This is a genomic window from Tardiphaga sp. GW821-FHT12E02, from assembly GCF_058807155.1.
Genome location: NZ_JBXAQK010000002.1, coordinates 518,889 through 532,902 on the forward strand (window position 1 = coordinate 518,889; position 14,014 = coordinate 532,902).

The following is a 14,014-nucleotide window of genomic DNA, read 5'->3' on the forward strand; positions in this document are numbered from 1 at the left end:
ATAATCCTATGAGCGATACACGACCGAACAATTTTTCGAGCGTCTGGGCGGATCTGAAGGGCGTCTCCTTCAAGCAGCACTTCATCGACGCGGGCGGGATCCGAACCCGATGCATGGAATCCGGCGATCCGTCGAAGCCGCTGGTCCTAGCGCTCCACGGCGTCGGCGGACATGCGGAGGCGTATTCGCGCAACTTCGGACCGCACGCCGACGCCGACTTCTGGTTCGTCGCGATCGATATGCTCGGTCATGGCTGGACAGATCAGCCGCCGATCAACTACCAGGTCAAGGATTACGCCGAGCATATTCTGGCCGTCCTCAAGACCCTCGGTCGGGACCGCGCGATGCTGACCGGCGAATCCCTTGGCGGCTGGGTTTCGACTTATCTCGCCGTCCATCATCCGGAGGTCGTCGAAAAGCTCGTGCTGAACACGGCTGGTGGCTGGACCGCGCATCCGCACGTGATGGAGCGGTTGAAGACACTTTCCAACGAAGCGGCATCGGATCCAACCTGGGAGCGCATCAAGACCCGTCTCGAATTTCTGATGTGCGACAAGAGCATGGTTTCCGACGATCTCATCGAGACGCGCCGGGCGATCTATTCCCAGCCCGGTTTCTCCGAGACCATGAGGCGCATCATGTGCCTCCAGGAGATGGAAATCCGCAGGCCCAACATGATCACGGCCGAGCAGTACAAGTCGATCAAGGCTCCGACTCTGGTGGTCTGGACCTCGCATGATCCCACGGCAACGCCGGAAGAGGGCAAGCAGATCGCGGACATGATCCCGGGCGCCAAGTATGTCGTCATGAACGAATGCGGCCACTGGCCCCAGTTTGAGGACGCCGAACTGTTCAATCGCATCCACATCGAATTCCTGAAGGGGTAAGGCTGATATGGCAAATGTTGCAGAGAACATCGACGGCATCGCGAAAGCGATCCGCGAGGCCTATTCCGGAGAATCGATCCCGCCGATCAGGACGCAACTGATCTTCCAGGAAATCGACACGGCATACGCCATCCAGGAGGCCAACACTTCGCATTGGCTGGCCGAAGGACGCCGCATCGTCGGGTGCAAGATCGGCCTGACCTCGCCTGCCGTGCAAAAGCAGTTGGGTGTCGACCAGCCTGACTTTGGCATCCTCTTTGCGGATATGCAGGTCCAGGAGGACGAACCGGTCGCAAAGGGGCGGGTGCTCCAGCCCAAGATCGAGGCAGAGGTCGCGTTCGAAATGGCACGGGACATCGTCAGTGCCAATCCGACGGCAAAGGAGATTGCGGATGCAACGGCATTCGTGATGCCTGCACTCGAGATCGTCGGCAGCCGCATCCGCAACTGGGAAATCTCGATCTTCGATACGATCGCGGATAATGCATCGTCGGCCTTGTTCGTCCTCGGCCGCAATAAGCGGCCGCTGGGCGATCTCGATCTCCGCGAGGTCACCATGAAGATGACGCGCAATGGCGATGCGGCATCGGAAGGAAAGGGCGCCGCCTGCCTCGACAACCCGCTCAACGCGGTGGCGTGGCTCGCGGCTGAACTCGGCAAACGTGGCCGCCCGCTCCGCGCTGGCGACATTGTCCTGTCCGGTGCGCTTGGGCCCATGGTCCCAGCGAACTCGGGTGATGTTTTCGAAGCCACCATCAGTGGCCTCGGCTCGGTCAGCGCACATTTCGGCTGATCGCACAACAAAAGAGAAACTCATGAAACTTGTAAGATTTGGACAGCCGGGCTCGGAGAAGCCCGGCCTAGTCGGTGCCGACGGCGTCCTGCGCGACCTCTCGTCGGTAATCCCGGATATCGGCCCCGCAACGCTGTCTCCCACGGCATTGAAGGCGATTTCCGAGGTCGCGCCGTCATCCTTGCCCGCCGTGCAGGGCCAGGCGCGTTTCGGCGTGCCCGTTTCCGGGATCGGCGAGTTCGTGGCCATTGGCCTGAACTATTCCGACCATGCGAAGGAGGCCAATCTGCCGCTCCCGTCGGAGCCGATCATTTTCCAGAAGGCGATCACCTCTCTCAGTGGTCCGAACGATACTGTGATGCTTCCGCAGGGATCGAAGAAGTCAGACTGGGAGGTCGAGCTCGGGATCGTAATCGGCTCCAAGGCGACCTACGTATCCGTAGAGGAAGCTCTGTCCTTCGTCGCCGGATATTGCGCCGTTAATGACGTCAGCGAGCGCGAATACCAGATGGAGCGCGGCGGCACATGGGACAAGGGCAAAGGATGCGATACTTTCGGTCCCGTCGGCCCATGGCTGGTGACGGCAGACGAGGTCGGTGACGTCCAGTCGCTCGATCTCTGGCTCGATGTCAATGACCGTCGGATGCAGACGGGCAATACAAGCAAGATGATCTTCAACTGTGCCGAGATCGTCAGCTATGTCAGCCGCTTCATGACCTTGCTTCCGGGCGATGTGATCGCTACGGGAACGCCACCAGGCGTCGGAATGGGATTCAAGCCCGACCCGATCTATCTCAAGCCCGGCGATACGATGACCGTCGGCATCGAGAAGCTCGGCGTTCAACGTCAGAAGGTCGTGGAATGGACCAGGGACGGGGTAGGTTCGTGATAAACTTTGCCCATGGAAGATTTGCCGGGCGGACCGCAGTCGTGACTGGAGCGGCTTCCGGCATCGGCAAGGAAGTGGCTTGGCGTCTGATCGGCGAAGGCGCCAGAGTGGCAATTTGGGACGTCAGCGACGACCTCGATCGCGCGGCGGCCGATCTCGACGGGCCGCATATCGAGAAATTGGATATCTCATCGGAAGCAAACGTTGACGAGGCTATGGAGCGGTCGATCGCCGCTTTGGGCGGCAAGCTCGATATCCTTGTTGCGGGCATCACCGGGCCGAACGTCGTTCTACGGGATTATGTCGCTGATGATTGGCGTCGCGTGTTCGACATCAACGTGAAGGGAACATTCTTGGTCAACCGTGCCGCCGTCAGGGCCATGGAGCCCAATGATTACGGGCGAATTGTCAACATTGCATCGATCGCAGGCAAAGAAGGTAACCCTAACGCTTCGGCATACAGCGCATCCAAGGCAGCGGTGATTGGCCTGAGCAAGTCGCTTGCCAAAGAAACCGCATCAACCGGAATTCGCGTGAATTGCGTGACGCCGGCGGCGATCAAGACGCCGTTGTTCGAGCAAATGACGCAACGACACATCGACTTCATGCCGTCGAAGATTGCATCGGCGTCATAGGCGTTCGAGATCAGTTCGCGTAGAGCGGAGGCAGGCTGGCGATAAATGCCGTCAGTTACTCGGGCGATCACCTGCTCATTGGTCTGAAGCGTCGTGTGAACGACAACGTCTGCGTCGTCAGAAAGATGAATCTTTTCGACGAGCTCGCTCTCGTTCGGAATGTCTTGGTTTCCGGAAAAACATGCGTGATACAACTCGATCGCCGAAATCTTGGTCGAAAATGCGCTTGAAGGTCGGATATTGTTTAGCGAAGTGCTGCGCAACGAGCCCCAGTTTGTGTTCGCCGCCGCAGCAGGTCAGTTCATGAAACGCGTTCTCAGTAGCCAAATGTCATCTGTCGAGGGTAACCAGTGTTTCACCGCCCTAGTGAAGGACTTTCACTGGTCCGCGATGGCGTGATCGCGGAAATTTCCCAATGAACCACGTTCACTATGGCGGTTAGCCTGAACAATTCGTATCTCTCCGCGACGCCTGATACCACTTCGCTATTGCGGATCGACAGCAATATCCTAACGTACGAACCGCAATGAGCATATTAGTTGGGATCATAGGATGTCTGACTTCTCTCCTGGCAGAGAATTTGAATTACTTGTCGCGTCGCCGCCGTTTTCTTCGGACTGCAGCAATGTCGTGGCAATTAGCCTTACTGAGAAGGCAGCGGTTCTGAGGGCACCCCCTTGTGGCGATTTGGCTGACATGCGCCGCAGTCGCCACGTTTTTATGTCCATCATCGATCTGGCGATGCGCGCCGCATTGCTTTCTGGAAGCAAGTTTCAAGAACGCGGGCTCGCCAGTAGCATTCGGATCGACTTCTTCGAGGAAGTGACGGTTGAGGCGGTCGTGGCTAAGTGCTCGGTCATCGAGTGTGAAGATCGATACGTCGGTACTATATCGATAAATCCGGAGACAAAACCCAACATGGTCTCTTGCATCGCCACGTGTACGTTCATGCGGTGAAAAGGGGTACCACCGGCTCGACAACCGCCGTGTGCAGCAGCGCCCTTGGTTCGTAGGTATCGGAGACATAGCCGATCACTACGAACTTCTTGTTCGGAAGGAGACAGGGGGCAACGATGCTGTCGACAGCGTCGTATCTGCTGCGGACATCGATCGCCTGGGGCTCAGCCTAGAGATGCTACAATGGCGGCCAACTCAGACCTGTAACCTGCCGCTTCGGTTGGTTGTCGATCGAGCGCTCGAGCTCAGGCGTCCACAACCCAAGTTCTTCAAGGACTGATCGCGTCTTATCCATTGTATCAACGACCGTCGCAATCTTGTCGGCGTTGGAGAGTATCGGTACAACCGGCACTCTATCCGGACGAAGGTCGGGATGGCGACTTGTGTTTTGTTTGTGGGAAAGTGCCTCGACAGGGTCCAGCACAGGTGTGACGCATGCGTCCTTGTTCACGAAGAGCTCCGTCCATTCATCGCGGGACCGAGTTTCGAAGAGTTTCTCGAACCTTTCGGTCATTGAAGACCATGTGTTTCGATCGAGATGGTTCGGAAGCGCATCTCCGATACCCAAACCTGCCCACAAATTCTCGAAGAAGCGCTTCTCCAAAGCGCCCACGGCGAGAAACTTCCCGTCGGCACATCGATAGCAGCGATAGAAAGGCGCGTTTCCTGCGACAAGTCCGTCGCCTGGGGCCTGAAGAACGGGTTGTCCCCAATCTGGATAGTGCATGGCCATCAGCGAGATACAGCCATCGACCATTGCAGCGTCGATGTACTGTCCGGTTTGAGTGCGCTCGCGCATGATCAGGGCCTGGAGTATACCCAGCGTCGCGAAAAGGCTGCCGCCAGCAAAATCAGCGAGCAGATTCAGGGGAAACGATGGGACACCGCCGCTCGGCCCGAACGCCCCTATGGCACCGGAAACAGCGGCATAATTCAGATCGTGGCCTGCCTCTTGTGCCATGGGGCCGGATTGTCCGTAGCCGGTAAGGGCGCAATACACCAATCGCGGATTGATCTGTTGAAGGGCATCGTACCCCAAGCCGAGACGGTCCATGACGCCGGGACGATAGCCTTCGATCAAAACGTCGGACTGACGCACGAGGCCCTTAAAAGCGGACTTGCCTTCGGCGGATTTCAAATCGATTTCGATGAACCGCTTCCCGCGGGCCAGTGCGGCAATGGGAAGGCTTCCGGCTCCTCCGCCGACAACGATCACTTCTGCGCCCATGTCGGCGAGAAGCATAGTGGAGTAGGGACCCGGAGCCAGCCGGGTCAGGTCGATGACGCGAACGCCGTCCAATGGGCGGCCAGCGGATTTTTTGCTCGATTCAGTTGCCATGATACATTTCTCACAAAGCGCCTCGGCACGGCGCGGCAGCATTCCGCCGGTGCGCCGTGTCTGAAAAAATCTCGTTCATTCTTAAGCGGGTATTATTTCGAACGCTCGGCGTTGCGATCATAGACATCCTTGGCGATGATCAATTTCTGGATCTCGTTAGCGCCTTCGTAGATCTGCGTGATCTTTGCGTCGCGGAGCATTCGTTCGATGGGGAAGTCATTCATGTAGCCCGCGCCGCCGTGCATTTGCAGTGCATCGACCGTAGACTTCATTGCGGTGTCGCTGCAGAACAGCTTAGCCATCGATGCAAGTTTGCGTGCGTCCGGGTATCCTTCGTCGATGGCTTCCGCGGCGCTGTAAAGCAGCGTCCTTCCAGCCTCGATCGCTGTCGCCATGTCGGCGATCATGCCGCGCAACATCTGGAATTTCGACAGCATCTGGCCAAACTGCTGGCGCTCGGAGGTGTAGTTGACGGCCTGGTCGAGCGCGCCCTGGGCGATACCGAGAGCCTGAGCTCCGATCAGGGCTCGGGTCCAAGTAAGGGACTCGCTGATGTAGTCATAACCTTTGGTTTCGTCGCCGATGGCCCGGAATGCAGGAATGCGGCAATTCTCGAAATGCAGATCGGCGGTCGGGCTGCCCTTGATCCCGAGCTTGCTTTCCCTCTTGCCGACGGAGAAGCCGGCATCGTCTTTATGAACGGAGAACAGGCCGAACGTCTTCTCTCCGGTGCGGGCGAGTACGGTGTACCAGTCGGAGCGTCCGGCATTGCTGATATAGCGCTTCTGGCCGTTGATGACCCAGTCGCTGCCCTCGCGCTTCGCGGTCGTCTTCAATGCGAACAGATCGGATCCGCAATGCGGTTCGGTCAAACAGATCGACGCGACGGTTCCACCGGCCATCGCAGGCTTGATTACCGTCTCGATCAATTCCTTATTGCCATGCTTGGCGATCGGCACGAGACCGGCCCAGATCACCATCAGCGTCAACGACGATGATGCGCAGACCCGCGCAATTTCCTCGAGCGCAATGCATTGCGCTAGGACATCGCCGTCCTGACCGCCCGCTGTCTCGCTAAATGCCAAGCCGACCAGCCCGAGCTGCTTGAAGGCTTCAAGCGATTGTTCCGGAAACCTTACTTCCCGGTCGTAGGCCGCTGCGTGGGGCTCGATCTTGTCGAGAGCCAGACGCCGAAGGTTGGAGCGGAATTCCTGGTAATCGTGCGCATTGCTCATTTTCGTTTCCTCAAAGCCAATCAGTTACAAGGTTCTTTTTTCGACTGGAATTTTACATACTGTTCAGTCAGTAAGCAATGTTCCGATGATGGGGTGGACGCAGCGGTATTTGCGTAGATATCAACGTCCGACGCGCACGTGCGCGCGAGGGGGAGCACGTCATCGCAATTCCGGGGGCAAGAGGGCTGCAGGGAGATCCTGATAACAGACCGGACGCAGGAATCGCTCGATTGCGAGGCTGCCCACCGACGTGCTGCGGCCATCCGATGTCGCCGGATAAGGACCGCCATGGACCATAGCCGCTCCGACCTCCACGCCGGTCCCGAAACCGTTCACCAGAATTCGGCCCGCTAGACACTCGAGCTGCGGCAGCATCTTTGCGGCGAGCTCTTGATCTTCGCCTTCGATATGCAAAGCCACGGTGAGTTGGCCTTCGAGCGATGCGATCACCGTTTCGACCTCGCTCCAATCCATTGCTGCGACGATCAAAGACGTTGGGCCGAACACTTCGGCATGCAGCGCCGGGTTGGCGAGGAACGACTTTGCCGTGGTCCGGAAGAGATGAGCGGAAGCTCGTCCGGCCTCCACGGAACAGCTTGCGGTCACGCGCGTAACGCCCTTTTGCGACGCTAGGGCTTCGCCTCCCTCGCGGTAGCTTTCGAGGATAGATGAGGTGAGCATCGGTGTTGGCGGGAATTGTTCGATGGATGCAGCAGCACTCGCGATAAAGCGTTCCAGCGCGGCGCCCTCGATCGCAATGACAAGACCGGGGTTCGTACAGAACTGTCCGCAGCCCAATGTGAGCGCATTGGCAAACGCGCCGCCGATGGCTTCGCCGTTGGTCTCAAGCGCACGCGGGAAAAGCAGCACGGGGTTGATGGAACTCATTTCCGCGAAGACCGGGCTCGGTTGGCGCTTGGCGGCGGCGATTTTCATCAACGCAGTCCCGCCGCGCCGGGAGCCTGTAAAGCCGACAGCCCTGACTTTCTCGTGCGCAACCAGCGCTTCGCCTACCACCTGACCAGAGCCGGACAGGAGGGCGAACAGGCCAAGGGGTAGGCCCAGTTCGGTAATCGCCTTCTGAACCGCTTGTCCGACCAGTTCGGACGTTCCGAGATGCGCCGAATGAGCCTTGACGATGACCGGGCAACCGGCCGCGAGAGCCGAAGCGGTGTCGCCGCCGGCGACCGAGAACGCCAGCGGGAAATTGCTGGCTCCGAAAACTGCTACCGGACCGAGCGGCAAGTTGCGCAATCGCAAGTCGGGGCGCGGCGAAGGCTTGCGATCCGGCTGGGCGGTCTCGACTCGAACGTTCAGGAATGATTTTTGGCGCACCACATCGGCGAACATCCGCAATTGCGCGACCGTACGCCCGCGCTCGCCTTCGATTCGCCCCTGCGGAAGACCTGTCTCGGCCATGCAGCGAGTAACGAGTTCGTCGCCGAGTTCGAGGATATTCTCTGCGATCGCGTCGAGAAGGTGTGCTCGGCGCTGCAGATCGATCTCGCGAAATGCGTAGAAGGCTTCATCGGCATGTTTGACCGCAAGCTCCAGTTCCGAGATTGAAGCCGCGCTGAACTCACCAGGCAGAATATCGCCGGTGGAAGCGTTCCGAGCCTGCAGGGTGCCTCCAGTACCTCGAACGCGCGTGCCGCCAATAAAAAGTTCGCCTGTGATGGTCACTGTCATACTCCCAATGAAATAGCGATTCCTTCGTTTGCCGAATACGGTGGGCGCCGTCGCATCATGCGCGAGCATCCGCGGCAACCTTCACTCGAAACTGCAATCGCTATCTCGCCACTTACTAGCCGGATGGTATGTTGTCAACGCGGACCAAGGATGATAAAGTGGATGGCAGGCCTGAAGGTCGTAAACGCCGGATATCCCGCAAGTTTGCGGTCCATTCCCGGCGCATTTGTTGCTGCTTTCCGTCGTCGGTCCGCGATGGAGCGAACGGGCGATGTCGCACGTCCGCGACGCTGTCGCTCGCAAGAGTGGCTGCCTGAGCAGCCGTAACACTTGCGGGCTTCAATCCGCACGGACTACTGTATCGTACGATTTTTTGATGGTGACGCTTCGCATCGTTAACCGAGACACTCACAGGACCAAAGTGCCAGCTCCACTCAAAGCAACAGCCAGCAAGCGATCGAAAACGGCGGCCACTCCGGTGGTTCGCGGGACGACGACCAAAAAGCGAGCACCGAAGTCGCCCAAACCCGCGACGAATCTGGAGCTGCGCGAAGACAGCATCCGTCGTCTTTCGGAGGCTTCCTTCGCACTGTTCGTCGCAAAAGGTTATCACGCGACATCGCTTGACGAGATCGCGAGGGCCGCGGGTCTCACAAAGGGGTCGATCTATTTTTATTTCAACAGCAAGCAGCGGCTTTTGCTCGGTTTGCTGGAAGACGCGCGCGAGGCCGTTGTCTCGCCACTTCTGGATCACGTCCATAAAATCGAGGGCTCGGCGACGGACAAGATTGCAGGCTTCTTTCGGTTCAGTTCGCTGAATGGAATTGAGCAGCCCCAAAAGTTGCTTTGCCTCATCAAGACGTCAATCGAATTCCGCGATCGTGACGACGCGATCAGCAAGCGGATCGTCGAGATATATGACGAGATTTACTCCGCGCTCGAAGCCATCCTGGAAGCGGGCAAGAAGCGGGGTGAAATTGCTTCTACGTCCACGAAGGAGCTCGCATCGATGATTGTCGCAACGAACGACGGAATGATGCTGGAATGGCATCGTCGAGGTGCGAATATCGACGGGCGAAAGTTAGTCCGGACAGTATGGACGACCTTCCTGCACGGTATCGAGCCCTCCAACTGATCGAGCCAGCGGATTTGCATCCGCGGCGTTGATGACGCCGCGGAAGCGTCGGGAATTCGTATAATCCGATTGCATACTATACGGTCAGTATGTTAGTTGCGAATTTCATTGTTTCGTGCGCTGCTGCGCGAGCTGCGTCTGTACGCCTCGGCGTCTGCACGAAATGCCTTCAAAGGAGAAGAAGATGGGCCTGATTACCTACCTGACGCGCATCCAGTTCGAGATCGGGGCGAGTGGACTCATTCCGGAAGAGCTAAAGCTGTTGGGCGTCTCGCGGCCGTTGATCGTGACGGACAAGGGGATCGTCGCCGTCGGGTTGCTCGATACGTTCATGAAGGCCGCTCGGCTGGATGAAGCGACGGCGGTGTTCGACGGCACGCCCGAAAACCCTACGGAAGCCGCGGTCCTGGCCGCAAGAGACCAGTTCAAAGCAGGAAATTGCGACTCGATCATCGCGTTCGGCGGCGGCTCGTCGCTCGATCTTGCAAAGGCGGCGGCTCTGCTGGTCTCGCATCCGGAACCGCTCGCTCAATACGCGGCGATCCTCGGAGGAATTGCCAAGATCACCGCCGATCAGCCGCCTGTAATCGCCGTGCCCACAACCGCCGGCACCGGAAGCGAGGTCGGTCGCGCGGCGCTCATCACGCTTTCGGATGGACGCAAGCTGGGCTTCATCTCTCCGCATCTCATTCCGAACGTTGCTGTTTGTGATCCGGAACTGACGTTGGGCCTTCCTCCGTTCCTCACGGCGGCGACCGGTATGGATGCCGTCACGCATTGCATCGAGACCTATCTCAGCCCAAAGGACAATCCACCCGCCGAAGCGATCGCGTTGGACGGTTTGCGACGGGCGATGGGCTTCCTAAAGATCGCCGTCAAGGACGGTAAAAACATCGAAGCCCGGAGCGAGATGATGATGGCGGCGTTGGAAGGGGGAATGACCTTTCAGAAGGGACTCGGCGGCGTTCACTCGATGTCCCATGCGCTCGGCGGACATAAGACGAAGAAGCTGCACCACGGATGCCTGAACGCCGTCATTCTCCCGCATCTTCTTCGTTTCAATGCATCCTCCTGCGAGCGGAAGTACGAAGCGTTGCGTGCAGCAATGAGGCTCTCTGCCGGAGCGGATCTGTCGCAAGCCATCGTGGACCTCAACGCCGATCTCGGCCTGCCTGCATCGCTCACTGAAATGGGGCTTACGCAGGATGACTGCGAACCATTGGTCAAATGGGCTTTCGAGGACCATTCCACCGCGACCAACGGGCGTCCGCTTACCGAAGACGACCTGCGCCAGTTGTTCACAAACAGCCTGAAGCCATACGTCGGTTAAAGGCTCGTCGTCGCCCTTGCCGACGATGCTTGCATCGACGCCACCTCATAGCAGCGGTCGCAAACGCCGCTGCTATCTCGCCACGCCGCGAATCCTTCCGCCATGTACGTGTCGAGAGTACGGCCTGCATCCGTTCTGCCGCTAACGGGCGTATGTACGGCAGGGTCAATCCCTTTCAGTCCTTGTAAAAATCCCGTAGCCGGACATTCGCACGATTGCGGTCCCAGGTATCGGGGCCAACGCCGCTTTCGCTCAGTGCTCGCTTCCTGACCTTATTGGTAGGCGTTCGTGGAAGGGCCTCCATGATCTCGATGTAGCGAGGGATCATGAAATGAGGAAGCTTCGTGGTCAGGAATGCAATCAGATCGACGGGTGAGAAGGGCTTCTCGCAAGACACGCACAACTTAATGTCGTCATCGTTCGTGAATTCGGACGGCACGCCAACGGCGGCGACCTCGCGGATGTGCGCGAATCCGAGCGCAGCAGTCTCGATGTCGTATGCCGAGATATTCTCGGATCGTCTCCGGATACGCTCCTTTAGCCGATCGACGAAAAACATGTTCCCGCTCTCATCGAGGTACCCTAGATCGCCCGTGTGGAACCATAGATTTCGCCAGGCGCGAACGGTCTCCTCCGGCATTCCCAGATAGCCCTGCATGATCGTCGAAGGGTGGCGAGGACGCACGACGATCTCGCCTGCCTGGTTCGCCGGACATGCTGCGTCGGTGTCGGGGTCAACGATCTGCAAATCGTAGTAGTCGGTCAGCACCCGTCCGCAAGATCGTGGCACCCTCGGTGCGTCAAGCGATGTCCATGTCGGGCAACCAATTTCGGTCATGCCCCACATGTCAACGGTTTTCAGATCGAAGCGGGCTTCGAACGCGTCAGCCAGATGGGGCGGCATCGGGCAACACATCAATCGCCTCAGATTGTGCTTGGCGTCCAGCGGCGTCGATGGCTCGCCAAAGATCATTTCGATCATTGGACCATGTGCGATGCTGATTGTCGCATCATAACGGCGAACGGCGGCGAGCCACGACCCGGCTTTGAAGCCGTCATCGAGCACGATCCTTCCGCCAGCCATGAACGTTGCAAGGACCCCCATGTATTTCCCGGCAATGTGGTTGAGGGGGTGCGCTCCATAAAAGACATCGTCGCGGGTGATCCTCATGACGTCGATGACTTGGTGCGCCATCATGCATAACTGGCCGTTCGGCATCATGGCGCCTTTCGCGGGACCGGTCGTTCCACTGGTGAACATGATCGATCCAATATTTGAGGTCGTCGCGGACGTATCCGGAATTTCGGATGTCCCTGTCTCCATGACTTTGTCGTAGCTGACGGCGTTCCGGTGCCCCGGAGCGGCGGTCGCAAGAGGTGATCCAACGACGACCAGTCCGCGCAAGCTGGTGATCGCTGACGCGGCTTCGAGCAGATGAGGAAGCAACTCGGCACTGACGATGGCAGCGGTCGGCTGCGCTGTTCGGAGGATGTGCTGCAACGGCTCTCCGCGAAGCGTCGGGTTGATTGGCACCTCGGTGGCGCCGAGTAATGCGCAAGCCATCCATGCGTGAAGATGCGGAACGCTTTCGGGGCACAGGATCGCTACCGCACCTTCAGTCGTTATCCCCATAGCCCGGAACGCGTTTGCAAGCTTCGCCGCGGATTCGATGAACGACCCGTATGTTTCGAATTCATTGCCGCACTGCGAGAGAAACGGCCTGTCGCTGCATGTTGAGAGGCGCTCCAGGGCGACCTGACGGATCGTCCAGCTGTTTACTCCACCATTTAGCATGCGTGTCTCCTTCGCTTCTTCGCTTCATAGATCAAACCCCTTGCCGTCGTCGAGTGGACCATAGTACATACTGTCCGTATAGTAGGTAAGTTGCAGGAAACGATCATGGAAGAACGGTCTGGCGCGCTCGCAGGTATCACGGTGATTGAGCTTGGTATGGTGATGCAAGTGCCGCTTGCCGGGCAGATGCTGGCGGACTTCGGTGCGACAGTCATCAAAGTCGAGCGACCTGGATCGGGCGACATTCTGCGAACTCTCGATCCTGTCGCGAACGAGCAGGGCGTGATGAGCTGCTATTACGCCGCGCTCTGCCGGAACAAATACACGGTGTGCATCGACATCAAACAGCCCGACGGACAGGCTACGTTGTTGAAGTTGATCGATCAGGCAGATGTGTTGATCCATAACTTCCGGCCGGGGGTGATGGAGCGGCTCGGTCTCGGTTACGATGAGTTGGCCAAGCGCAATCCGAAGCTGATATTTGCTGGTGGATATGCGTTCGGCCAGCAAGGGCCGATGTCGAAGCTGCCTGGGCAGGACATGCTGGCACAGGCCTTCAGCGGCTTCACCATGAGTGGCCGCGATCCTGACGAGCAACCGAAACTCAATAATACGCCTTTGATGGACTATTCGGCAGCGCTTTCCCTGACCCAAGGGATTCTGGCGGCGGTGATCGAGCGTGGGCGTTCCGGCATGGGGCAGGCGGTATCGACGTCGTTGCTCGAGGTTGCTGTCGGAATGCAGACTCTAGAAATCGCCAGTCAGACAATGCATGGCACGGACACAAGCTGGCTCCGGCAATCGATGGTGTTTCGCGCGAAGGACGGCTGGATCGTCGTGCTGACGCTATTTCGCGACAATCCTCTTCGGTTGCTGTGCGACGCGTTCGGTGTTCCGGATATGAGCGAGAGCGAGCAATTCCGAACCGTCGAGTTGCAGATCGTCAGCAAGGCGCGCATCCACGAGAGGTTTGCGCCGCTCTTTGCGCAGGAGAGCCTGGCGGAGGTAACCAAGCGCCTCGCAGGCGTAGACATTCTGTATTCGCCGATCAATCGGCTTCCCGACACTCTCAGTCATCCGCAAATGGAGGCGAATGGTTCGATCTGGTCAATCGACGTTCCGGGTCACGGAGAACTGAAAGTCGCAGGCAGTGCCGTCAAACTCTCGCGGACGCCTGCAACCTATCGCCGTGCCCCGGCATGGATGGGGGCGGACAACGAAGAAGTGCTTCGGTCATTCGGCTTCAGTGAAGACGAAATCAACGCATTGAAAAAGTCAGAAGCGCTCAAGAGCGATCCGCGCTCGGATAGCGTTGGCGCGACCAAATAGG

At 58.3% G+C, this 14,014-nt stretch carries 12 protein-coding genes; 8 read left to right on the forward strand and 4 right to left on the reverse strand.

Annotation, left to right across the window (positions count from 1 at the left end; genetic code table 11):
• Positions 1–8: 8 nt before the first annotated feature.
• From AC1RQ5_RS29980 to AC1RQ5_RS30000, 5 genes are all read left to right on the forward strand, one after another.
• Positions 9–887 carry an alpha/beta fold hydrolase gene (locus tag AC1RQ5_RS29980; RefSeq protein ID WP_493204422.1) on the forward strand — a complete coding sequence of 293 codons (879 nt, stop codon included), beginning with the start codon at positions 9–11 and terminating at the stop codon, positions 885–887.
• Between the two features lie 7 nt (positions 888–894).
• The gene (locus AC1RQ5_RS29985) at positions 895–1,680 is read left to right on the forward strand and encodes a 2-keto-4-pentenoate hydratase (protein WP_493204423.1); all 786 of its coding nucleotides are present in this window, start codon (positions 895–897) and stop codon (positions 1,678–1,680) included.
• Positions 1,681–1,702: 22 nt separating this feature from the next.
• Entirely contained in the window at positions 1,703–2,569 is an 867-nt protein-coding gene (locus AC1RQ5_RS29990) for a fumarylacetoacetate hydrolase family protein (protein WP_493204425.1), read from the forward strand.
• Positions 2,566–3,204 carry an SDR family NAD(P)-dependent oxidoreductase gene (locus AC1RQ5_RS29995; protein ID WP_493204427.1) on the forward strand — a complete coding sequence of 213 codons (639 nt, stop codon included), beginning with the start codon at positions 2,566–2,568 and terminating at the stop codon, positions 3,202–3,204. The genes AC1RQ5_RS29990 and AC1RQ5_RS29995 overlap by 4 nt, the downstream gene beginning before the upstream one ends.
• 552 nt (positions 3,205–3,756) lie before the next feature.
• Complete coding sequence (locus AC1RQ5_RS30000; RefSeq protein WP_493204429.1) at positions 3,757–4,161, forward strand: hypothetical protein; 405 nt, start codon at positions 3,757–3,759, stop codon at positions 4,159–4,161.
• A gap of 178 nt (positions 4,162–4,339) precedes the next feature.
• Here AC1RQ5_RS30000 and AC1RQ5_RS30005 read toward each other — a convergent pair whose 3' ends face one another.
• The 3 genes from AC1RQ5_RS30005 to AC1RQ5_RS30015 form a co-directional block, all read right to left on the reverse strand.
• Complete coding sequence (locus tag AC1RQ5_RS30005; protein WP_493204431.1) at positions 4,340–5,500, reverse strand: CaiB/BaiF CoA transferase family protein; 1,161 nt, start codon at positions 5,498–5,500, stop codon at positions 4,340–4,342.
• 92 nt (positions 5,501–5,592) lie between these two features.
• Positions 5,593–6,735 carry an acyl-CoA dehydrogenase family protein gene (locus tag AC1RQ5_RS30010; RefSeq protein ID WP_493204433.1) on the reverse strand — a complete coding sequence of 381 codons (1,143 nt, stop codon included), beginning with the start codon at positions 6,733–6,735 and terminating at the stop codon, positions 5,593–5,595.
• A gap of 159 nt (positions 6,736–6,894) precedes the next feature.
• Positions 6,895–8,418: an aldehyde dehydrogenase (NADP(+)) gene (locus tag AC1RQ5_RS30015; RefSeq protein ID WP_493204435.1), complete on the reverse strand. Its 1,524-nt coding sequence runs from the start codon at positions 8,416–8,418 to the stop codon at positions 6,895–6,897.
• Between the two features lie 382 nt (positions 8,419–8,800).
• On the opposite strand from AC1RQ5_RS30015, the gene AC1RQ5_RS30020 reads away from it, so the two are divergent.
• Together AC1RQ5_RS30020 and gbd are read left to right on the forward strand one after the other, a co-directional pair.
• Positions 8,801–9,559, forward strand: a complete 759-nt coding sequence (locus AC1RQ5_RS30020) for a TetR/AcrR family transcriptional regulator (RefSeq protein WP_493190133.1) — start codon at positions 8,801–8,803, stop codon at positions 9,557–9,559.
• A 184-nt stretch (positions 9,560–9,743) separates the two neighbouring features.
• Positions 9,744–10,889, forward strand: a complete 1,146-nt coding sequence (gene gbd, locus AC1RQ5_RS30025; RefSeq protein WP_493204437.1) for a 4-hydroxybutyrate dehydrogenase — start codon at positions 9,744–9,746, stop codon at positions 10,887–10,889.
• 175 nt (positions 10,890–11,064) lie between these two features.
• Here the strand turns inward: gbd and AC1RQ5_RS30030 are convergent, their stop codons facing one another.
• A complete protein-coding gene (locus AC1RQ5_RS30030) occupies positions 11,065–12,684 on the reverse strand; it encodes an AMP-binding protein (RefSeq protein ID WP_493204439.1) in 1,620 nt (539 codons plus the stop codon).
• Between the two features lie 105 nt (positions 12,685–12,789).
• Between AC1RQ5_RS30030 and AC1RQ5_RS30035 the strand changes: the two genes are divergently transcribed.
• Complete coding sequence (locus AC1RQ5_RS30035; protein WP_493204441.1) at positions 12,790–14,013, forward strand: CaiB/BaiF CoA transferase family protein; 1,224 nt, start codon at positions 12,790–12,792, stop codon at positions 14,011–14,013.
• The last annotated feature ends 1 nt before the right edge of the window (position 14,014 follow it).